The 21,779-nt window shown below is 63.8% G+C and carries 20 protein-coding genes and 1 tRNA gene; 10 read left to right on the forward strand and 11 right to left on the reverse strand.

Annotation, left to right across the window (positions count from 1 at the left end; genetic code table 11):
* Positions 1-188 precede the first annotated feature (188 nt).
* The 5 genes from F6X39_RS03065 to F6X39_RS03085 all read left to right on the forward strand — a co-directional run bounded on the left by F6X39_RS03065 (position 189) and on the right by F6X39_RS03085 (position 5,856).
* Entirely contained in the window at positions 189-656 is a 468-nt protein-coding gene (locus tag F6X39_RS03065; RefSeq protein ID WP_187615515.1) for a DUF4863 family protein, read from the forward strand.
* Positions 657-715: 59 nt separating this feature from the next.
* The gene (locus tag F6X39_RS03070; protein ID WP_187615516.1) at positions 716-2,305 is read left to right on the forward strand and encodes a benzoate-CoA ligase family protein; all 1,590 of its coding nucleotides are present in this window, start codon (positions 716-718) and stop codon (positions 2,303-2,305) included.
* A gap of 11 nt (positions 2,306-2,316) precedes the next feature.
* The gene (locus F6X39_RS03075; protein WP_187615517.1) at positions 2,317-3,177 is read left to right on the forward strand and encodes an alpha/beta fold hydrolase; all 861 of its coding nucleotides are present in this window, start codon (positions 2,317-2,319) and stop codon (positions 3,175-3,177) included.
* A gap of 120 nt (positions 3,178-3,297) precedes the next feature.
* Positions 3,298-3,609 carry a hypothetical protein gene (locus tag F6X39_RS03080; RefSeq protein WP_187615518.1) on the forward strand — a complete coding sequence of 104 codons (312 nt, stop codon included), beginning with the start codon at positions 3,298-3,300 and terminating at the stop codon, positions 3,607-3,609.
* 129 nt (positions 3,610-3,738) lie between these two features.
* A complete protein-coding gene (locus F6X39_RS03085; protein WP_187615519.1) occupies positions 3,739-5,856 on the forward strand; it encodes a phosphocholine-specific phospholipase C in 2,118 nt (705 codons plus the stop codon).
* 109 nt (positions 5,857-5,965) lie between these two features.
* Here the strand turns inward: F6X39_RS03085 and F6X39_RS03090 are convergent, their stop codons facing one another.
* Positions 5,966-6,346 (reverse strand): DUF5594 family protein, encoded by a 381-nt coding sequence (locus tag F6X39_RS03090; protein ID WP_090800962.1) that lies wholly within the window; start codon positions 6,344-6,346, stop codon positions 5,966-5,968.
* Between the two features lie 49 nt (positions 6,347-6,395).
* On the reverse strand, positions 6,396-8,060 hold the full coding sequence (locus F6X39_RS03095) for an acyl-CoA synthetase (RefSeq protein ID WP_187615520.1): 1,665 nt from the start codon (positions 8,058-8,060) through the stop codon (positions 6,396-6,398).
* A gap of 321 nt (positions 8,061-8,381) precedes the next feature.
* On the opposite strand from F6X39_RS03095, the gene F6X39_RS03100 reads away from it, so the two are divergent.
* Positions 8,382-9,248 (forward strand): hypothetical protein, encoded by an 867-nt coding sequence (locus F6X39_RS03100; RefSeq protein ID WP_184063706.1) that lies wholly within the window; start codon positions 8,382-8,384, stop codon positions 9,246-9,248.
* Positions 9,249-9,258: 10 nt separating this feature from the next.
* Here F6X39_RS03100 and F6X39_RS03105 read toward each other — a convergent pair whose 3' ends face one another.
* Entirely contained in the window at positions 9,259-10,167 is a 909-nt protein-coding gene (locus F6X39_RS03105; protein ID WP_187615521.1) for a LysR family transcriptional regulator, read from the reverse strand.
* A gap of 126 nt (positions 10,168-10,293) precedes the next feature.
* Between F6X39_RS03105 and F6X39_RS03110 the strand changes: the two genes are divergently transcribed.
* From F6X39_RS03110 to F6X39_RS03125, 4 genes are all read left to right on the forward strand, one after another.
* The gene (locus tag F6X39_RS03110) at positions 10,294-12,414 is read left to right on the forward strand and encodes a 3-hydroxyacyl-CoA dehydrogenase NAD-binding domain-containing protein (RefSeq protein WP_187615522.1); all 2,121 of its coding nucleotides are present in this window, start codon (positions 10,294-10,296) and stop codon (positions 12,412-12,414) included.
* 30 nt (positions 12,415-12,444) lie between these two features.
* On the forward strand, positions 12,445-13,653 hold the full coding sequence (locus F6X39_RS03115; RefSeq protein ID WP_187615523.1) for an acyl-CoA dehydrogenase family protein: 1,209 nt from the start codon (positions 12,445-12,447) through the stop codon (positions 13,651-13,653).
* 12 nt (positions 13,654-13,665) lie between these two features.
* A complete protein-coding gene (locus tag F6X39_RS03120; protein WP_187615524.1) occupies positions 13,666-14,817 on the forward strand; it encodes an acyl-CoA dehydrogenase family protein in 1,152 nt (383 codons plus the stop codon).
* Positions 14,818-15,006: 189 nt separating this feature from the next.
* A complete protein-coding gene (locus tag F6X39_RS03125) occupies positions 15,007-15,423 on the forward strand; it encodes a lysozyme inhibitor LprI family protein (RefSeq protein ID WP_187615525.1) in 417 nt (138 codons plus the stop codon).
* Between the two features lie 95 nt (positions 15,424-15,518).
* Here the strand turns inward: F6X39_RS03125 and F6X39_RS03130 are convergent.
* The 8 genes from F6X39_RS03130 to infC all read right to left on the reverse strand — a co-directional run bounded on the left by F6X39_RS03130 (position 15,519) and on the right by infC (position 21,751).
* A tRNA-Pro gene (locus F6X39_RS03130) sits at positions 15,519-15,595 on the reverse strand.
* A 76-nt stretch (positions 15,596-15,671) separates the two neighbouring features.
* Positions 15,672-16,088, reverse strand: a complete 417-nt coding sequence (locus tag F6X39_RS03135; protein WP_184021872.1) for a MerR family transcriptional regulator — start codon at positions 16,086-16,088, stop codon at positions 15,672-15,674.
* Positions 16,089-16,127: 39 nt separating this feature from the next.
* A complete protein-coding gene (locus F6X39_RS03140; RefSeq protein WP_090800976.1) occupies positions 16,128-16,544 on the reverse strand; it encodes an integration host factor subunit alpha in 417 nt (138 codons plus the stop codon).
* Positions 16,545-16,613: 69 nt separating this feature from the next.
* Positions 16,614-19,049: a phenylalanine--tRNA ligase subunit beta gene (gene pheT / locus F6X39_RS03145; protein ID WP_187615526.1), complete on the reverse strand. Its 2,436-nt coding sequence runs from the start codon at positions 19,047-19,049 to the stop codon at positions 16,614-16,616.
* Positions 19,050-19,209: 160 nt separating this feature from the next.
* On the reverse strand, positions 19,210-20,223 hold the full coding sequence (pheS, locus tag F6X39_RS03150) for a phenylalanine--tRNA ligase subunit alpha (protein ID WP_187615527.1): 1,014 nt from the start codon (positions 20,221-20,223) through the stop codon (positions 19,210-19,212).
* A gap of 158 nt (positions 20,224-20,381) precedes the next feature.
* The gene (gene rplT, locus F6X39_RS03155; protein WP_006052502.1) at positions 20,382-20,741 is read right to left on the reverse strand and encodes a 50S ribosomal protein L20; all 360 of its coding nucleotides are present in this window, start codon (positions 20,739-20,741) and stop codon (positions 20,382-20,384) included.
* A 29-nt stretch (positions 20,742-20,770) separates the two neighbouring features.
* Entirely contained in the window at positions 20,771-20,968 is a 198-nt protein-coding gene (gene rpmI, locus F6X39_RS03160; protein ID WP_006052501.1) for a 50S ribosomal protein L35, read from the reverse strand.
* A gap of 258 nt (positions 20,969-21,226) precedes the next feature.
* Entirely contained in the window at positions 21,227-21,751 is a 525-nt protein-coding gene (gene infC, locus F6X39_RS03165) for a translation initiation factor IF-3 (RefSeq protein WP_075643713.1), read from the reverse strand.
* Positions 21,752-21,779: the final 28 nt, after the last annotated feature.

Here is a 21,779-nt window from a genome sequence, read left to right on the forward strand (position 1 = left end):
CCAGGTGAACGGTTTAATTTTCGCCAAAAGCTGATCCAATCACAAACACAGTCGCGCGCCGCCTTGGCATTCCGGCCGCGTCACGGAGACGGCGCCGCAATACGCATGCACCCAAGTTCCGGCGGCCGGCGATCCGGCGGCCGGCGACCCGGCGGCCGGCCTGCGTGAGCGCGCTTCTGGAGGCTCGCATGTCCCCACAGGAATTCCAGCGCCTGATCGCAGGCGTCACTGGGCAACTCGCCGGGCGGCCGCTCGACGCCGCGCTCGCCGACTGGCTGAACGACACCTGGCCCGCCGGCAGCCCCACCTTTCACGAACTCGCGAACGCATGCCGCAGCGGCGTCGCCGAAGGCTGGCTGTGCAACCGCGAGGCCGGCGGCATCCGCTACGGCCGCATCTTCAAGGCGCTGCCCGACACGCACGGCTTTTCCGTCGACGTCGTCGACATGCAGGACATTGCCGGTCCGCACCACGTCCATCTGCACGGCGAGATCGATCTGATCATGCCCCTCACCGACGGCGCGACGTTCGACGGCCATCCGGCCGGCTGGTGCGTGTACGGCCCCGGCTCGGCGCATCGTCCGACCGTCGCGAACGGCCGGGCGCTGGTGCTGTATCTGCTGCCGCAAGGGGCGATCGAATTCACGCGCGCGTGAGCCGCGAGCAGATCACGATCACACAAGAGCCGGACCGTGTCCACGGATGGAGGAGACATATGGAAGCCCTGCTGGAAACGAGCGCACGCGAGCCGGTTGCGCCGCCGCCCCCGCTGTTCAACTTCGCGAGGCATCTGTTCCAGTTGAACGAAGCGCGCGCGAGCAAAGTCGCCTATATAGACGACTACGGCGCGATGACCTACGGCGAACTCGAACAGCGCGCGCGGCGCTGCGCCAGCGCACTGCGTGCGCTCGGCGTACATCCCGAGGAACGCGTGCTGCTCGTGATGCTCGACACCGTATCGCTGCCGGTCGCATTTCTCGGCGCGCTTTACGCCGGCATCGTGCCGGTCGTCGCGAACACCTTGCTGAGCGCCGCCGACTATACGTACATGCTGACGCACAGCCACGCGCGAGCGGTGATCGTATCGGAACCGTTGCTACCTAACGTGACGGAGGCGCTGAGCAGCATCGACGACGACGGCTGCCAACCGATCGTCTCGCAACCTCACGCCTCCACCGAAGCGCCGCTCGCGGCGCCCCGCTTCGAAACGCTGGTCGACACCGCGCTACCCGCCGGCAAAGGCTGTGCAAGCAACGCGGACGACATCGCGTTCTGGCTCTATTCGTCGGGCTCGACCGGCAAGCCGAAAGGCACCGTCCATACGCACGCGAATCTGTACTGGACCGCCGAGCTGTATGCGAAGCCGGTGCTCGGCATCGTCGAGAGCGACGTGGTGTTTTCGGCGGCGAAACTGTTCTTTGCATATGGACTCGGCAACGCGCTGACGTTTCCGCTGTCGGTCGGCGCGACCGCGATCCTGATGGCCGAGCGTCCGACCGCCGAGGCGATTTTCGCGCGCCTCGTCCGGCATCGCCCGACCGTGTTCTACGGCGTGCCGACCTTGTACGCGAACATGCTGGTGTCGCCCAACCTGCCCGCGCGCGCCGACGTCGCGATCCGCGTGTGCGCGTCGGCCGGCGAGGCGTTGCCACGCGACGTCGGCGAACGCTTCACCGCGCACTTCGGCGCCGAGATTCTCGATGGCATCGGCTCGACGGAAATGCTGCACATCTTCCTGTCGAATCGCGCGGGCGAAGTCGAATACGGCACGACCGGGCGCCCCGTGCCGGGCTACGAAGTCGAGTTGCGCGACGAAGCCGGGCGGCCGGTGCCCGATGGCGAAGTCGGCGATCTGTTCATCAAGGGGCCGAGCGCGGCGCTGATGTACTGGAGCAATCGCGAGAAAACGCGCGCGACGTTTCTCGGCGAATGGATCAGAAGCGGCGACAAATATCGGCGTCTCACGAACGGCTGCTATGTCTACGCGGGCCGCAGCGACGACATGCTGAAAGTGAGCGGCCAATATGTGTCGCCGGTCGAGGTCGAGATGGTGCTCGTCGCGCATCCGGCGGTGCTCGAAGCGGCGGTGGTCGGCGTCGATCATGGCGGGCTCGTGAAAACGCGCGCGTTCGTCGTGCTCAAGCGCGACTTCATGCCGTCCGACCTGCTCGCTGAGGAACTGAAGGCCTTCGTCAAGGAACGGCTCGCGCCGCACAAGTACCCGCGCGACATCGTGTTCACCGACGATCTGCCGAAGACCGCCACCGGCAAGATTCAACGCTTCAAGCTACGCGAACAGTCATAGGTGATTCATTGATGCAGAACCGAGGTACCGCCCCTGCCACTTCCTCCGCGAGTGCCGCCAGCCGCCTTGCCGAACTGCCGGCGAGCGCATCGCATGGACCGCTGCGCATCGAGTACCGCTGGGTCAACGAGCAGGCGAATGCTCAGCAGGACGATTCGCCGATCGCGGTATTCCTGCACGAAGGTCTCGGCTCGATCGCGATGTGGCGCGACTGGCCGCAGACGTTGTGCGCGCGACTCGGCATGCGCGGGCTCGTCTATTCGCGGCCAGGCTACGGACTCTCGACAGCGCGTGCGCCTGACGACAAATGGCCGGTCGATTTCATGACCGCCCAGGCGCGCGACATTCTCCCCACCCTGCTCGACGCGCTCGATATCGACCTGCGCCAACGCCAACGCATGTGGGTGATCGGTCATAGCGACGGCGGCTCGATCGCGCTGCTGTATGCGGCGCTGTACCCCGATGCGCTCGCGGGCGCGGTCGTGATCGCGCCGCACGTATTCGTCGAAGACATCTCGGTGCAGAGCATCGCCCAAACGAAGCAGCTTTACGAAACCACCGATCTTCGCGCGAAGCTCGCCCGCTATCACGCGGACGTCGATTCCGCGTTCTACGGCTGGAACGATATCTGGCTCGACCCTGCGTTCAGGCGCTGGTCGATCGTCGAGGCGCTCGCGCCGATCCGTCGACCGCTGCTCGCGATCCAGGGCCACGACGACAACTACGGCACGATGGCGCAGATCGACACGATCGCCGCGCGCGTGTCGCACGCGCAACTCGTGAAGCTCGACGCATGCGGACACTCACCGCATCGCGACGCGCCCGCCGCGCTCAACGACGCCATCGCGGCGTTCGTGCGCGCACAACGATAAGCGGCGCCCGTCTGTTACCGATACTTCATAAAAATTACACGGATCGGCGATTATGCTGCTGCATCGCTGACCTCGGCACATCGATTGCGAGGCATCCCTTCCCCGCCAGGAGACAGTGCCATGCCCTTCGTGTCGACGCCGATTCGTGCGCCCCGTCGCAAACGTTTGACGGGCGCCATCGCGGTGATCGCGCTGTGCGCGCTAGCAGGAGCGTGCAGCGACGACGCCCCGCCCGCCAGCACGAATACGATCAGTTCAACCGACCATTCCGCCGCTAACCCCGGCGACCCATCGATCGCCCCGCCGCCGGCCGACTCCGCGCCGCCGACGCTGACGATCCAGACACCGGCGGCACCCGCATCCGGAGCCGGCACGGCGCTGTCCGCCACCTCGCCGCCGCTGGCCAGCCCCGTCATCCATACCGTCGATTGAGAATCGCGCCGCGCGCGGCGGCTAGCCCGCCTTCGCGCGTCCGACGCAGCATCGCCGTTTCAGTACCGCAACTTGTCGTCCCCGTGCCTTTTTCCTCCACCGAAGATCAAAGCCACCACCGCCCCAACCATGACCTCAAACAATCGTCGTGATTTTCTGCGCTCGGCCGCGCAAGCCGCCGGTTCCTTCACCGCGTTGAGCATGCTGCCGCCGGGCATCCGCAATGCGCTCGCGATTCCGGCCAACAACCGGACCGGCACGATCCGCGACGTCGAGCACATCGTCGTGCTGATGCAGGAGAACCGTTCGTTCGACCACTACTTCGGCACGCTCAAAGGCGTGCGCGGCTTCGGCGACACGCGCGCGATCAACCTCGCGAACGGCCAGCCGGTGTGGTATCAGCCGCAAACCGCCGATGCCAGCGGTATCGGCTACGTGCTGCCGTTCCGTCCGAGCGCGCCGAACCTCGGCCTGCAATTCCTGCAGGATCTCGCGCACGACTGGGGCTCCACGCACGCCGCATGGAACGGCGGCCGCAACGATCAGTGGGTACCGTCGAAAGGCGCGACCACGATGGCCTACCTGACGCGCGACGACATCCCGTTCCACTATCAGCTCGCCGACGCATTCACGATCTGCGACGCCTACCACTGCTCGCTGATGGGCCCGACCGATCCGAATCGCTATTACATGTGGAGCGGCTGGGTCGGCAACGACAGCAGCGGCGGCGGTCCGGTAATCGACAATTCGGAACTCGGCTACGGCTGGTCGACCTACCCCGAAGTGCTGCAGAACGCGGGCATCTCGTGGAAGATCTATCAGGACATCGGCACCGGGCTCGACGCGAACGGCTCATGGGGCTGGACGCAGAACGCGTACATCGGCAACTACGGTGACAACTCGCTGCTGTATTTCAATCAGTACCGCAACGCGCAGCCGGGCAACCCGCTATACGACAACGCGCGGACCGGCACCAACGCGGCCAACGGCGACGGCTACTTCGACATTCTGAAGCGCGACGTGCAGAACGGCACGCTGCCGCAGGTGTCGTGGATCGTCGCGCCCGAAGCGTACAGCGAGCATCCGAACTGGCCGACCAACTACGGCGCGTGGTACATCGATCAGGTGCTGCAGATCCTCACGTCGAACCCGGACGTGTGGAGCAAGACCGTGCTGCTGATCAACTACGACGAAAACGACGGCTTCTTCGATCACATCGCCGCACCGTTCGCGGCCGCGTCGAGCGCGAACGGTTTGTCGAGCGTCGACATCACGCACGAAATCTATGCCGGCGACGCGAAGAACGTCGCCGGGCCGTACGGGCTCGGACCGCGCGTGCCGATGCTGGTGGTCTCGCCGTGGTCCAAAGGCGGCTACGTGTGCTCGGAAGTGTTCGACCATACGTCGGTGATCCGCTTCATCGAAAAGCGCTTCGGCCAGCAGCACAATCTCGGCGAATCGAACATCACGCCGTGGCGTCGCGCGGTGTGCGGCGATCTGACCTCCGCGTTCAACTTCGCGAATCCGAACGCGTCGGTGCCGTCGCTGCCGGGCACGAGCGGCTACGTGCCGGCCGACCAGAACCGTCACCCGGACTACGTGCCGCAACCGCCGACGGTGCAGACGGTGCCGAAGCAGGAAGCGGGCGTGCGCCCGGCGCGCGCGTTGCCGTACGAACTGTTCGTGCGCGTCGACGAAGGCTCGAACGGCAAGCTGACGATGCGCTTCGTCAACACGGGCCGCGCGGGCGCGGTGTTCCTCGTGTACGCGGCCAATAGCGCCGACGCGCCGCGCAGCTATACCGTCGAAGCGGGCAAGCATCTGCAGGACGCGCTGCTGCTCAACGCCGACGGCAGCTACGACTTCAGCGTGCACGGGCCGAACGGCTTCCTGCGCCGCTTCGCGGGCAAGGTGGTCGCACGGAACGGGTGGAATGGTTCGGACGCCGCACGGCCGGCCGTCGCCGAAGGCTACGATGTCGCGAACGGCAATCTGCAACTGCGGCTCGAGAACGTCGGCAGCGCGCGTTGCCAGTTCACGATCGTCAACGCGTACGACGCGAGCCATGTGATCAAGCGTTCGGTGCGCGGCGGCGACACCGACAATCTGTACCTCGATCTGCGCAACGCATACGGCTGGTACGATCTCGCGATCACCGTCGATACGGACCCGACGTTCGCGCGCCGCATCGCCGGTCATGTCGAGACGGCAAACAACAGCATGAGCGATCCGGCGCTGGGCGGCTGAGCGTCGCTGTAACCCAACGCTGCAAAAGCAACGGCCGCTGGCTCTTCGAGCACAGCGGCCGTTTTTTTATCCAGCTCTCGAACGCAAGCCCGCAATCGCGCGCGAGCGTCTACGATTCGAAATCGAGCCCGCCGATCAACGTAACCGGCTCACCCTGCGTGTGCGTGGAGAAATCGAGTTCGCGCGCCTGGGTCCACGCATTGAGCTTGCGCGGCAGCGCGGCCAGATATCTGGCGAAACGCGTCGCGCCCTGCTCGCCCATCAGCCTTTCTATTTCGTCGCTGTCCCAGGTCAGATACAGATTCAACGGATGCGGGTAATGACCGAGCTCATCGAGCGGCGTGGCGTGAATCCGCACGCGGGTGGGCTGACCCTGTTCGCCATGCGGCAACACGTCGGTATGCACGGTCTTTGCGATACACGCGGCGATCGCCTCGGCAATGCGTGGCGCGAACTCCTGGTCGAAACGCATTGCACTCTCGGGGCGCATCCAATCTCTCCGCTGTGATTCCCATCGTGGGTTGGTCATCGTAGCAGACTCAGTTTTTCGCCGGTGGGATCGCGTCCGGACCGTGCGTCACCGCCTCGCGCAGCGTCTTGCGGATCACCTTGCCGGTGGCCGTCATCGGCAGGCTTTCGACGAAGCGAATCTCGCGCGGATATTCGTGCGCGGCCAGACGCGTCTTCACGTGCTGCTGGATCTCACGCACGAGTGCATCGTCGCCGACGAAACCCGCTTTCAGCACGACGAACGCCATCACGATTTCGGTGCGCTCGCGATCGGGGGCGCCGACCACGGCCGCCATCGCGACAGCCGGATGACGCAGCAGCGAATCCTCGATCGACGCCGGCCCAATCCGGTAACCGGCGCTCGTGATCACGTCGTCGCCACGACCGACGAAGCGAATGAAGCCGTCCGCGTCGCGCGTGCCGAGATCGCCGGTCAGCAGAAACCTGCCGCGGAATTTGTCGTTGGTGGCCGCAACGTTCCGCCAGTAGCCGAGAAACATCACCGGATCGGGCGCGGCCACCGCGATATCGCCGATCGCGCCGGGCGGCAGCTCGTTGCCGGCGCCATCGACGATCGCGACATGGTGCCCCGGCACCGCGCGCCCGATCGCGCCGAAGCGCGGCTCGAACAGCGCCGCGCACGACGACACCACGACGTTGCACTCGGTCTGCCCGTAGAACTCGTTGATCGTCACGCCGAGTGCGTCGCGCCCCCAGCCGATCAGTTCCTCGCCCAGCGATTCGCCGCCGCTCGCGACCGATTGCAACGCGAGACGCAGATTGGCGGGCCGCTCGACGCCGCGCATCATCTTCAGCGCGGTCGGCGGTAGAAACGCATGGGAGACCGCGTGACGCGCGAGCAGATCGAACGCGGCGTGGCCGTCGAATTTCGCAAAACGGCGCGCCAGCACCGCGACACCGTGATGCCACGATGGCAGCAGCACGTCGAACAGACCGCCGATCCACGCCCAGTCCGCGGGCGTCCACATCAGCGTCGCGCGCGCGGGAAAGCCCTGCTGCGACATCTCGACGCCCGGCAGGTGCCCGAGCAAAACGCGATGCCCGTGCAACGCGCCCTTCGGTTTTCCGGTCGTGCCCGACGTATAGATGATGATCGCCGGATCGTCCGCGGCGGTGTCGGCCGGCGTGAACTCGGCGCAAGCGCCATTCAACGCCTGCCAGAACGACCGCACGGGCGCGTCCGATGCATCGTCATCCTGCTCGATATCGACACTGAACACGTGTCGCAACTCGGGCAGCGCGCCGCGAATTTCGTCGATCTTTTGCACGCCGGCGTGATCGGTGATCAGCGCGACCGCAGCGCTGTCGCCGAGCCGATGCTCGATCGCGTCCACGCCGAACAGCGCGAACAGCGGCACCGCGACCATGCCGGCCTTGTAGGCCGCGAGATGCGCGATGGCCGTTTCGATCGATTGCGACAGAAAGATGCCGACGCGCTCGCCGCGCCGCGCGCCCGCCGCGAGCAGCGCATTGGCGAAGCGGTCGGACAGGGCTTTCAGTTCGTCGAACGTATAGCGGGTCGCGCGGCCGTCGGCGTCTTCGTAGATCAGCGCGAGACGCCCCGAGCCATCGGCCCACCTGTCGCATGTGTCGACGCCGATGTTGTAGCGCGGTGGAATACGCCACGCGAATCTGGCCGTGAGCGAATCGTAAGTCTCGCCGTCGAGGTTCATCGGGTCTCCTGATATCATCGTTGTCGCTGCATGGCGTGATGCATGGTCCGTCGCTTGCTGGGTCTGCGCGCACGACCGGTGTTCCGCAGTTTAGCCCACGACCTTGCGCACTCAGTTGATGCATTGCCGTGCGCAACTGAATTCGCCAGATACGACATAGTCCCGCTCATAATCGCCGACTCGTGGCGCTGAACTCAACGTTTTGCGACAACTCCTGTGCGATTCATGCCCTTTACATCTGACCTGTGCCGTGCCCGTCTAGGATCGTTACACAGGTTCGGCGCGCATGTTGCGCCGCATGATCGCTACCCTGGATGACATATGCGCAAGGCAAGGTTTGCATCGTTCTGGCATGGCCCGGAACTTTCTCCCTACGAGATCGCCTGTCTGAATTCGTTCACGCTGTACGGCAGCGAGGTCGCGCTCTATAGCTACGAGCCGATCGACACTCTGCCGCCCGGCGTGATCGCGAAGGACGCGACCACGATACTGCCGCGCGACTCGCTGAACGACTTCCCGATTCACGGCGTGCCGTCGATGCAGCATTTCACCGACTATTTCCGCTTCGTGATGTTCACGAAGACCGATGAGATCTGGGTCGATACCGACATGCTGCTGCTACGCGATTTCGATCTCAACGCCAAGGGCGATCTGATCGGCCGGGAAACCCAGTCGAGCATCTGTAATGCGATTCTGAGGCTCGATCCGGATCAGCCGCGCTTGCACGAGGCGATCGAACGGGTCGAAGCGATGAAAGGCCGGGCACTGAAATGGGGCGACACGGGCCCGCGTCTGCTGACCGCCATCTACGGCGTGAAGGCCGGTCTTCCCGAAAGCCTGTTCTATCCGGTGCACTTCAACGATTACTACAAGGTGTTCCTGCCGCGCTATTTCGACGAGTGCGCGGCGCTCTGTTCCAATGCCTACACGCTGCATCTGTGGAACAACCGGGTGGTCAAGATGGGCCTGTTCAAGCGCATCGGCCCCCCCGTTGGGTCGCTCCTGCACCACGTGTTCGAGCAAACCGGCGCCAACACGCTGTTTCGCGAATTTTATCCGGCGAGCGTGATGCAGGCGATGATCGACAACGCGGTGGGCAAAGTCGGTAGCGACGAAGGCGTGCGCAAGCTGCTGCGCGTCGGCGTGCCGATGGTCACGACGGCCATCGCGCGCAGACTCGGCGCCTGAGTTCGCAGCTTCAGTTCGCGCCGCCCCTGCCCGAGCCCTGCGCCTGCTCCAGCACGAAGTCGATGAACGTCGCCGCCGCGCGCGTGTGATGCCGATCCGGCATGTACAGCATGTACATGTGCGTGCCGAAGATGCTGAGCCGCCAGGCATCGAGCGCGGTCAGCACGGCGCCGAGCTTCAGATCGTCCTGCACCACGTAGTCGGGCACGAGTCCGACACCGAGACCGGCCAGCACCGCCTGGCGCAAAAATAGAAAGTTTTCCGAAATAATCGTCGGTTCGAGCAGGACTTCATGACGCTCGTCGCGCAGATACGCGGCGAGCCGCAACTGCTTGCCGATCACGGCCGCGGTAATCAGCGGCGCGGTGCGCAGGTCGTCGAGCGTCGCGGGCAGGCCGTGTGTCCGCGCGAATTCGGGGGATGCGCAGGCCACGTACCGGACCGGCCCCATGTCCCGCGCGACGAGGTTTTGCGGCGGCTCCGACATCACGCGCACCGCGATGTCGATCTCGTCGCGCATCAGATCCTCGACACGGTTCTCGAACATCACATCGAGCACGATACCCGGATACAGCCGCTTGAACGCGATCAGCCAGTCGGACATCACGAGCTGGCCATAGCCGCTCGGCACGCTGAGCCGCACGCGCCCCTGCAGGCTCTGGCCCAGTGTGGTCACCGACTCGCGCGCGGCCAGCAGCGCGTTGCGGATCGTGCGGCCGTGCTCGTAGAGCCGCAGACCGATCTCGGTCGCCTCGACGCGACGCGTGGTGCGTCGCACCAATTGCAGGCCGACCGAACGCTCGAGCTGATTCAGGTGATAGCTGACGTTCGCGCGGCTCATCTTGAGCCGGCGCGCCGCTTCGCTCAGATTGCCGGCGTCGAGGATGTCGACGAGCAGGGTCAGCGAGTTGACGTCCATGGCCCAGTCTTTGTCAAAATAATTTTGACAGTCTGTCAATCAACGGTGTAATTGTCAATGAACGTTGACCACTCCAGAATGGGACGATCCGGCGCGCCTCGCCATCCTCAAACGGAGACACCTACGATGACCCTTTCCTCCTCAGCCGACGTCGTCACGCGCGAATTGCACGGCAAGGTCCTGCTCGTCACGATCGACCACGCGCCGGTCAACGCGCTATCCGCCGACGTGCGGCGCGGCCTGCTGGCCGCGATCGAAGCCGCCGACGCCGACCGCGCGGTCGAAGCCGTGCTGATCGTCGGCGCGGGGCGCAACTTCATCGCCGGTGCCGAGATTCGCGAGTTCGGCAAGCCGCCGGTGCCGCCTTCGCTGCCGGACGTGTGCAACCGCATCGAGGCATGTACGAAACTCGTGATTGCTGCGCTGCATGGCGCCGCGCTCGGCGGCGGGCTCGAAGTGGCGCTCGCCGCGCATTACCGGATCGCCGTCGACGGCGCGAAGCTCGGCCTGCCCGAAGTGCAGCTGGGTCTGCTGCCTGGCGCGGGCGGCACGCAACGCACGCCGCGTCTGATCGGCGCGCCGGCGGCGCTCGACCTGATGCTGAGCGGCCGTCACGCGAGCGCGAAGGAGGCGCTCGCGCTCGGCCTCGTCGACCGTCTCGGCGACAGCGGCGACATCCTCGCCGAAGGGCTCGCCTACGCGCACGAGCTGCTCGCCGCGCACGCGCCGGTACGCCGCACGCGCGACGCCGCCGCATTGATCGATCGCGCCGCGAGCCGCGCCGCCGTCGCGAAAGCGCGTGACGAAACCGCGAAGAAAGCGCGCGGCCTGTTCTCGCCGCTGAAAATCGTCGATGCCGTCGAAGCCGCGATCGAACAGCCCTTCGAGGAGGGCTTGAAGCTCGAACGCAAGCTGTTCCTACAATGCCTCGACAGCCCGCAGCGCGCCGGCCTGGTTCACGCATTCTTCGCCGAGCGCGAAGTGCTGAAGGCGCCCGAAACGCGCGACGCGAAACCGCGCGCGCTCGAGGCGATCGGCGTGATCGGCGGCGGGACGATGGGCGCGGGCATTGCGGTCGCAGTGCTCGACGCGGGGCTGCCCGTCACGCTGATCGAACGCGACGAAGCGGCGCTCGCGCGCGGCCGCGCGCACATCGACAAGGTCTACGACGGGCTGATCGCCAGGGGCCGCCTCACCGCTGAGAAGAAAGCCGCGACCATGGCGCGCTGGAGCGGCAGCACGTCGTACGATGCGCTTGCTCACGCCGACCTCGTGATCGAAGCCGTGTTCGAAGATCTCGACGTCAAAAAGGCCGTATTCGCCGAGCTCGATCGCGTCTGCAAGTCCGGTGCGGTGCTCGCGACCAACACGTCGTATCTGGACATCGACGCGATCGCAGCCAGCATCTCGCGCCCCGCCGACGTAATCGGACTGCACTTCTTCTCGCCCGCCAACATCATGAAGCTGCTCGAAGTCGTGGTGCCGAAGCAGGTCAGCGCCGACGTCGTCGCGACCGCGTTCGAGTTCGCGAAGAAGCTGCGCAAGACGCCGGTGCGCGCCGGCGTGTGCGACGGCTTCATCGGCAATCGCCTGCTTGCCGTGTACCGCGCCGCCGCGGACGCGCTGATGGAAGACGGTGCATCGCCGTATCAGATCGACGCGGCGGTGCGGGCGTTCGGCTTGCCGATGGGCCCGTTTCAGGTGGTCGACCTCGCGGGCGGCGACATCGGCTGGGCGGCGCGCAAACGCCGCGCGGCCACGCGCGACCCGAACGCGCGCTACGTGCAGATCGCCGACCGCCTGTGCGAGCGCGGCTGGTTCGGCCAGAAGACCGGCCGCGGATTCTATCTGTACCCCGAAGGATCGCGCGGCGGCATGCCCGATCCCGAAGTCGAGGCGATCATCGACGCCGAGCGTGCGCGCGCGGGCATCACGCCGCGCAGCTTCACCGACGAGCAGATCATGCGCCGCTATCTGGCCGCGATGATCAACGAAGGCGCGAACGTCGTCCACGAAGGTATCGCGCTGCGCCCGCTCGACGTCGACGTGACCCTGCTGTACGGCTACGGCTTTCCGCGCTACCGCGGCGGTCCGATGAAATACGCGGATAGCGTGGGCCTGCCGACGATTCTCGCCGACATCCGCGAGTTCGCGAAGGAAGACCCGCTGTTCTGGCGGCCGTCGCCGCTGCTCGTCGAGCTGGTCGAGCGCGGCGCCGATTTCGCGAGCCTGAACACGACGGCCTGAACCACCACGAACACTGACGGAACGACTGCGATGGATCTGAACTTCACCTCCGAGGAAGAAGCGTTTCGCGCCAGCGTGCTGGCGTTTCTGCGCGACAAGCTCCCGCGACGTCTCGCCGGCAAGGTGCACGGCGGGCGGCGTCTGACGCGCGACGACATGGCCGAGTGGCACGCGATTCTGAACGCGCAAGGCTGGCTCGCGAATCACTGGCCGAAAGAGTACGGCGGCCCGGGTTGGAGCGCAGTGCAGAAATTCATCTTCGAAAACGAATGCGCACTCGCCGGCGCGCCACGCGTCGTGCCGTTCGGCGTCAACATGCTCGGGCCGGTGCTGATCAAGTACGGCAGCGAGGCGCAGAAGCGTCACTGGCTGCCGCGCATTCTCGATGGTTCCGACTGGTGGTGCCAGGGCTATTCGGAGCCCGGCGCGGGCTCCGATCTCGCGTCGGTCAAGACGACGGCGGTGCGCGGCAAGGACGCGCAGGGCGAGCACTACCTCGTCAATGGCCAGAAGACGTGGACCACACTCGGTCATTACGCGAACATGATCTTCTGCCTCGTGCGCACCGCGACCGACGTGCGCAAACAGGAAGGCATCAGCTTTCTGCTGATCGACATGAACACGCCGGGCGTCGAAGTCCGGCCGATCATCACGCTCGACGGCGAGCACGAGGTCAATGAAGTGTTCTTCACCGACGTGCGCGTGCCGGTCGGAAATCTCGTCGGCGAAGAAAACAAGGGCTGGACCTACGCGAAATATCTGCTGACGTACGAGCGCACCAATATCGCCGGCGTCGGCTTTTCCGTCGCCGCGTTCAACCGTCTGCGCAAGATCGCCGCGACACAGCTGCGCAACGGCCGGCCGCTCGCCGAGGATCCGGCGTTCGCGGCACGCATGGCGCGCGTCGAGATCGATCTCGAGAACATGAAGACGACCAATCTTCGGGTGATCGCGGCCGTGGCGGGCGGCGGCGTGCCCGGTGCCGAGAGTTCGATGCTGAAGATTCGCGGCACCGAGATCCGTCAGGAGATCTCGTCGCTGACGCGGCGTGCGATGGGCGCTTATGCGCAGCCATTCGTCGAGCAAGCGCTGCACGAAGGCTTCGACGGCGTGCCGGTCGGCCCCGACGAAGCCGCGAGTGCCGCGTCGCAGTACTTCAATAATCGCAAGCTGTCGATCTTCGGCGGCTCGAACGAAATCCAGAAGAACATCATTTCCAAAATGATCCTCGGACTGTAAGAGGCGCACGTCATGAATTTCCAGCACACCGAAGACCGCCGCATGCTGGCGGATACGCTGAATCGGTTTATCAGCGAGCAGTACGGCTTCGCGACGCGCGATGAAATCGCACGCTCGACGCAAGGCTTCAGCACCGAATTGTGGGCACGCTTCGCGGAGCTTGGCGTGATCGGCGCACTGTTCGACGAAGCGAGCGGCGGTTTTGGCGGCGGCGGGTTCGATATTTCCGTGGTGTTCGAGAGCATCGGCCGCGGGCTCGTCGTCGAACCGTTTCTCGATACGCTGGTCGTCGGCCGGGCGATCGCTCGCAGCGGCAGCGACCTGCAGAATGCGGCGCTGGGTTCGTTGATCGACGGCTCGCGGATCGTTGCGCTCGCGCATGGTGAGCCGGACAGTCATTACGAGCTTGCCCGGGTCGCGACGACGCGCGCGCGCCGCAGCGTAAATGGCAACAGCGGCGTGTGGACGTTGCACGGCGCAAAGGCCGTCGTTCAGCATGGCGAGCATGCTCAGGTGTTCCTCGTCTCGGCACGCACGAGCGGCGAGGACGATGCCGAAGCCGGCATCACGCTGTTTCTGGTGCCGAGGGACGCGACGGGTGTGAGCGTGCGCGGCTACCGCAAGATCGACGGAGGACGCGCGGCCGAAGTGACGTTCGACGACGTCACGCTCGGCGACGACACCGTGCTCGGCTCAGTGGATCACGGCTTTGCGACGCTCGAATATGCGGTGAGTTGCGGCGTGCTCGCGCTGTGCGCGGAAGCGGTCGGCGCCATGGACGTCGCGAAAGACTACACGCTCGACTATCTGCGCACGCGCAAGCAGTTCGGCGTGCCGATCGGCAGCTTCCAGGCGTTGCAGCATCGCATGGCCGATTTGCTGCTTGAAATCGAGCAGGCGCGCTCGGCGGTGATCAACGCGGCGGCGGCGCTCGACGGTGAACGAAACGCGCGCGAGCGCGCGGTGTCGGCGGCGAAGTACAGCATCGGCCGGATCGGCACGCGAGTCGCGGAGGAATGCATCCAGTTGCACGGCGGGATCGGTATGACGTGGGAACTGCCGCTCGCGCATTACGCGAAGCGGCTCGTGATGATCGATCATCAGCTTGGGGATGAGGATCATCATCTGGAGCGGTTTGTGGCGTTGGGGGCTCAAGGGCGGTGATTCGTGTGCGCTTGCGAATGCGAACGCGTGCCGGTGACAAGTCTGCCAGATTGCACTCGCCTATTCTTGAGGAGCTGACTATGTACATCCTCGCGATGCCCACGGGCGACGGCTACCGGCAGTGCGAGTGCCAGGCTTGGTAAATCGCTGCCGCGAAGAAGCGGCGTCGTTCCTGATGCAGAGCCGGCAATGAGGCGGCTGTGTGTCGCGCTTGCGCTTGTTAGCAGTTCGGCACTGGCCGCCGCATCCAATCCGGCCGACGTCATCGCAACCCTCAGTGGACTGCCCGCCAGTGAGGTCGACGCGGCCCTGTCGCATTGCGACGCGAATCAGATGAGCATGAATCTGTGCGCGTGGCGCGATCAGATCGTCGCGGAGCAGAAGCTGGAGCAGCTCGTCAAGGGCAAGGCCGCGGTGTCGGCGAGTTGCAAAGCGGCGATCGAGAAGAGGCTCACCGCGTGGAAAACGCGCCGTGACGCCAACTGCAAAAAATCGGCTTCTCGAGAATGGGGCGGCGGGTCGATGCTGCCCACGGTGGTCGCGATGTGCAAGACAGCCGAAACCGAGCGCATGAGCAAAGCAATCGAGGCTTCGGGATGCAGATGAGCGTGGGCGCAGCGTTGACAGCGGGAAACGCTGCCCCGCGCGACGGGCAAGAAAAAAGGACTTACGGCTTTCACCGTAAGTCCTTTTGATCTTTTTGGTCGGGGCGAGAGGATTTGAACCTCCGACCACCTGCACCCCATGCAGGTACGCTACCAGGCTGCGCTACGCCCCGAACAGAAGAAAAATTATAACAGACACTTCATTCGATTAGAACCGCTCGACACGAACAAAGCGAACAAGTCCATGAACTAGTGGCCCAGCAGATCGATTACGTTCTGCAGTTCCTTGCGTAACTTCTCGACATCGACCGCAACCGTTGCCGCCGATGCCTGCACCTGACCCGCGACTCCGGCGGTAGCCTCACCCTCTTCGACCACCGCATCCGGCCCACCGCCGCCATGCGAATCGAGCCGGTTGCGCGCCCCGTTGATCGTAAAACCCTGCTCGTACAGCAACTCTCGAATCCGCCGGATCAGCAGCACCTCGTGATGCTGATAATACCGACGATTGCCGCGCCGCTTGACCGGCCTCAACTGGGTGAACTCCTGCTCCCAGTAACGCAGCACGTGAGGCTTTACCCCACAAAGTTCGCTGACCTCACCAATCGTGAAGTACCGCTTCGCCGGAATCGGAGGCAAGACGACTTTTTCGATCGTCGCTGTCATCGTCAGTTAGCCGTGATGGGTTGCCCGAAAGCGCGCCAGTCAATCAGCGCGCGAGAAGCTCGCTTCGGCGCCGTTTTCGACGAGCGCCTTCAGTTTTTGACTTGCATGAAACGTCACCACGCGACGTGCCGCAATCGGAATCGCCTCGCCCGTCTTCGGATTTCTGCCGGGACGCTGCGGTTTGTCGCGCAACTGGAAGTTGCCGAAGCCCGACAGCTTCACGCTGTCGCCGCTCTCGAGCGCATCGCGGATCACCTCGAAGAAAGCCTCGACCATGTCCTTCGCTTCCCGCTTGTTGAGCCCGACATTGTCGAACAGCAACTCGGCAAGTTCCGCCTTGGTGAGTGTCGGCGTTTCATTGGAAACGACGGCGGATGATGTCGGAATATCTCGAATCATGGCGCTGCGTTGCGCCGTAAGAAGGGCTTCGAAATCACTCGAGTTCATTTCATTCATATCTATCAAATGGCGCGCCAAGCGTAAAACAATGGATGCGGAAACAGCCGTTCAATTGTTAAATGCGGGTTATCCGCGCAACCGTGCGCCATATACTCGAGCTAGACGTTCCACCAGAGTTTGAATAGCCAGATCGACCGTTTCATCCTGAAGGGTTCCGCCAGTATCTTGCAAGGTCACCCGGAACGCAAGGCTTTTCTCGTGCGCGGCCAGACCACCGGAAGTGTTTGATTTTGGACGAAATTCGTCGAAAAGTGCAACCTTCTGGACAGCCTTGCAGGCCGGTTCGGACTGGGCCTTCTGAAGCTCGTCGAGCAGCGCCTGAACCTCGATTTTCTGATCGACGACCACCGCGATATCACGTCGTACCGGCGGGAATTTTGAAACTTCCGACGGAATCGGCAATACCCGCTGCATTAATGCTTCCGCTTCGATTTCAAACAGAATCGGCGCATGCGGCAAATCATATTTTTGCATCCAGCGCGGATGCAATTCGCCAATCCAGCCCACTGCGCGACCATTCAATTCGATACGCGCGCTGCGTCCCGGATGCAGCGCCGGATGCTCGGCCTGTGCGAACCGCGCGAGCGCCGGTGCGACCAGCGCTTCGAGGTCGCCCTTCACGTCGAAGAAGTCGACGGCACGCGTCGGTGCGCCCCACTGCTCGTCGAGCGCGGGCCCATAGGCGAGCGCGCCGATCATCTTCGGCTGCGCGAAACCTTCGACGGTCAGCTCGCCGGCCTTGATCGACGGATCGTGCAGGAATACGCGACCTGCTTCAAACACGCGCACGCGGTCCGCCGCGCGACGGTTCAGATTCGTGCGCAACACATGAATCAGGCTGCCGAACAACGTCGTGCGCATCACCGACAGCTGGCTCGCGATCGGGTTGATCAGACGCACGGGGTTGCTGTTGCCTGCGAAGTCCTGCTCCCACTCGGCGTCGACGAAGCTGAAGTTCACCGTTTCCGCGTAGTCGCGCGCGGCGAGCGCATGACGGATCGCGTGGATGGAGCGTTGCGTCTCGTTGGTCGCGCGCATTTCGCTGGTCGCGACCGGCGGGCGCGCCGGAATCTTTTCGAAGCCGTGGATACGCGCGACCTCTTCGATCAGGTCCTCTTCGATTTCGATATCGAAGCGGTACGACGGCGGCATCACCGAGAACGTATCGCCGTCACGCTCGAACGAGAGGCCGAGGCGCGTGAAGATCTGCGCGATTTCATCGACATCGATCGCGACGCCGATGATGCGGTTCGCGCGCGAAACGCGCATCTTCACGGGCGCGCGCTTCGGGACGTTGACGATCTGATCGTCGACCGGACCCGCTTCGCCGCCGCAGATGTCGAGGATCAGCTGCGTGATGCGCTCGATATGATCGACGGTCGTCGCGTAGTCGACGCCGCGCTCGAAGCGATGGCCTGCATCGGTCGAAAAGTTGTACTTGCGCGAGCGACCACGAATGCTGTCGGGCCACCAGAACGCGGCCTCGAGATAGATGTTGGTGGTGTCGAGCGTGACCGCGGTGCTGTCGCCGCCCATGATGCCCGCGAGGCTTTCGATATGCTGCTCGTCGGCGATCACACCGACCGTTTCGTCGAGCTCGACCGTGTTCCCGTTCAGCAGCTTCAGCGTTTCGCCCTTGCGGCCCCAGCGTACGTCCATGCCGCCGTGGATCTTGTCGAGATCGAACACGTGCGATGGACGCCCCAGCTCGAGCATCACATAGTTCGAGATGTCGACGAGCGCGGAAATGCTGCGCTGGCCGGAGCGCTCGAGACGCTCGACCATCCATTGCGGCGACTTCGCGCGCGCATTGACGCCGCGGATCACGCGGCCCGAGAAACGGCCGCACAGATCGGGCGCGGAGATTTTCACGGGCAGCGTTTCGTTGAGCGTGACCGGAGCCGGCTTGATTTCGAGCGGACGCAGCGGCGCTCCGGTAATCGCCGACGTTTCTCGCGCGACGCCGAATACCGACAGACAGTCGGCCTTGTTCGGCGTCAGCTTGATTTCAAAAACGGTGTCGTCGAGATTGAGCGTGTCGCGGATGTCCTGGCCGATCGGCGTGTCTTCCGGCAGGATCATCAGACCGCTGTGATCTTCGGAGAGCTTCAGCTCGCGCGCCGAGCACAGCATGCCCTGGCTTTCCACGCCGCGCAGCTTCGACAGCTTGATCGCGAACGGTGCGCCGCCCTCTTCGGCCGGCGGCAGTTGCGCGCCGACCAGCGCGACCGGCACCTTGATGCCGGGCGCAACATTCGGCGCGCCGCACACGATGTTGAGCGTCGCGCCGGTGCCAGCGTCGACCTGACACACGTTGAGCTTGTCCGCATCCGGGTGCTTGACGACTTCCAGCACCTGGCCGACGACGATCTTCGAGGTCGGCGGCGCGGCCGTCCGCAGGTCTTCGACTTCGAGACCCGCCATCGTCAACGCGTGCGACAGCTCGTCGGTGGTCAGTTGCGGATCGACAAAAGTTCTGAGCCAGGATTCCGGAAATTGCATGGTTCTGTGTACGTTGTGATCAGGTTAGGTCCACGTCCGGCAGATGCTTCGTAAAGCCCGGTGGTCTTCCGCCGGTTCAGCGAGCTCTGCCGGGGACGCTCGCGGCGCGCGCCAGGTGCGCTGCCGCGATTGATGCTTCGTCGCGCTCGCGCGCGCCGGGTCACGCGAATTGACGCAGGAAACGCAGGTCGTTTTCGAAAAACAGGCGCAGGTCCTGCACGCCGTAACGCAGCATCGTGAGACGCTCGAGGCCACTGCCGAAAGCGAAGCCGATGTAGCGCTCCGGGTCGAGACCCATGTTGCGGATCACAGTCGGATGCACCTGGCCGGAGCCCGAAATTTCGAGCCACTTGCCCGCGTTCTTGCCCGTTTCGAACTGCATGTCGATCTCGGCCGACGGTTCGGTGAACGGGAAATACGACGGACGGAAGCGCACGAGAATGTCGTCGCGCTCGAAGAATTTCTTCAGGAAGTCGGTATAGACGCCCTTCAGGTCCGCGAAGCTGATGTTCTCGTCAATCCACAGGCCTTCGACCTGGTTGAACATCGGCGAATGCGTCGCGTCGCTATCCACGCGATACGTACGGCCCGGCACGATCACCTTGATCGGCGGCGTGTTGGTGCGCGCGTAGCGCACCTGCATCGGGCTCGTATGCGTGCGCAGCAGCAGCGGGCGGCCGTCGGCATCCTTGCCGTCGACGTAGAAGGTGTCCTGCATCGAACGCGCCGGATGGTTTTCCGGGCTGTTCAGCGAGGTGAAGTTGTACCAGTCGGTTTCGATCTCGGGGCCGTCGGCCACGTCGAATCCGATCGTACGGAAAATCTGTTCGACGCGCTCCCAGGTGTGCATCACCGGGTGCAGGCTACCCGCATTGGCGCCGCGGCCCGGCAGCGTGACGTCGATCGCTTCAGCAGCGAGACGCTGGTTCAGAAGTGCGTCGGCGAGCGCCTGACGACGTGCCGTCAGCGCGGCCTCGACCTGTTGCTTGACGAGGTTGATCCGTGCGCCTTCGGTCTTGCGCGTTTCGGGATCGAGTTTGCCAAGGCCCTTCAACAGCTCGGTCAGCGCACCCGCCTTACCGAGGAAGCGCGCTTTCTCGTTCTCGAGGGTGGTGACGTCGGGGGCTTCTGCGAAGGCTTTTTGCGCGTCGGCGACAATCTGGTCCAGATCCATTGATCCCATCATTTCAACGTCAGTGTTCTATCGAAACAAAACTGGTTCTACCAACAAAAACGGGGCTCGGTGAGGAGCCCCGTTTTTGTTGCAGCGTCACCGAGACTACCGGATGTTCGCTGCAACGAACCACGCAGTTTTAATTGCCAGAAGCGCAATCAGGCTGCAACGGCGGCTTTCACCTGCTGAACGATCGCAGCAAAAGCAGCCTTGTCGAACACAGCCATGTCGGCCAGCACCTTACGGTCCAGTTCGATCGACGCCTTCTTCAGGCCGTTGATGAACACGCTGTACGTCATGTCGTGCTGACGCACCGCCGCGTTGATACGCGTGATCCACAGTGCGCGGAACACACGCTTCTTGTTGCGGCGGTCGCGGTAGGCGTATTGGCCTGCGCGCATGACCGCCTGCTTGGCGATGCGATAGACGTTATTGCGACGGCCGCGGTAACCCTTGGCCAGCTTGATGATCTTCTTGTGACGGGCCCGTGCGGTAACCCCACGTTTTACTCGAGGCATGTTTCGCTCCTATGAGTGTCGGTTAAGGGTTAAGCGAACGGCAGCATTGCGCGAACGGAGTTCAGATCGGAATCATGAACTGCCGTGGAGCCGCGCAGATGGCGTTTGTTCTTGGTGGTCTTCTTGGTAAGAATGTGACGCTTGAAGGCCTGACCGCGCTTGACGGTACCGCCCGGACGCACCACGAAGCGCTTTGCAGCGCTCTTCTTGGTCTTCATCTTCGGCATGACTACTCCATTATTAGATGGACATGGGTGTGCGGTCGGCCAGATGGCCATTTCCCGCCCTTCGAAACCCATTCCACTTGGTATGCAGACCGCCGATACCGCCAGCGGCCGCTTTTCGGGAACCACTGCGCACTTGCATGCGCGACGTTCCGAAACCTTCCGACACCAAGCCGGACACCCAGCACAGCATCAAACAACCTTGCGCCGGCGGAGCGCGCGCCACATGGCACGCCGTCGCTCCGGCCAACTGCTTCGCGCTTACTTCTTTTTCTTCGGAGCGAGCACCATGATCATCTGGCGCCCTTCCATTTTCGGCATCTGCTCGACCTGACCGACTTCGTCGAGGTCGGTGCGCAGGCGTTCGAGCATGCGCATGCCGATTTCCTGGTGAGCCATTTCGCGGCCACGGAAACGCAACGTGATTTTCGTCTTGTCGCCGTCTTCGAGGAAGCGGACGAGGTTGCGCAGCTTGACGTTGTAATCACCGTCGTCGGTACCTGGGCGGAATTTGACTTCCTTGACCTGGATGACCTTCTGCTTGAGCTTGGCCTCGTGTTGCTTCTTCGCTTCCTGGTACTTGAACTTGCCGTAGTCCATCAAGCGGCAAACCGGCGGAACAGCTTGCGGAGCGATTTCGACCAGATCTACGTCCTGCTGTTCCGACATGCGGAACGCATCAGCGAGTTTCACGATGCCGAGCGGTTCGTTCTCGACGCCGACCAGTCGCACCTCGGGTGCTGTAATTTCACCGTTGATGCGGTGCGCAGACTTATCAGTAGCGATGTTACGTTTCCTCTAAAAATTAAAAAAA

It is taken from the genome of Paraburkholderia sp. UCT2, assembly GCF_014397665.1.
Classification (GTDB): Bacteria; Pseudomonadota; Gammaproteobacteria; order Burkholderiales; family Burkholderiaceae; genus Paraburkholderia; species Paraburkholderia tuberum.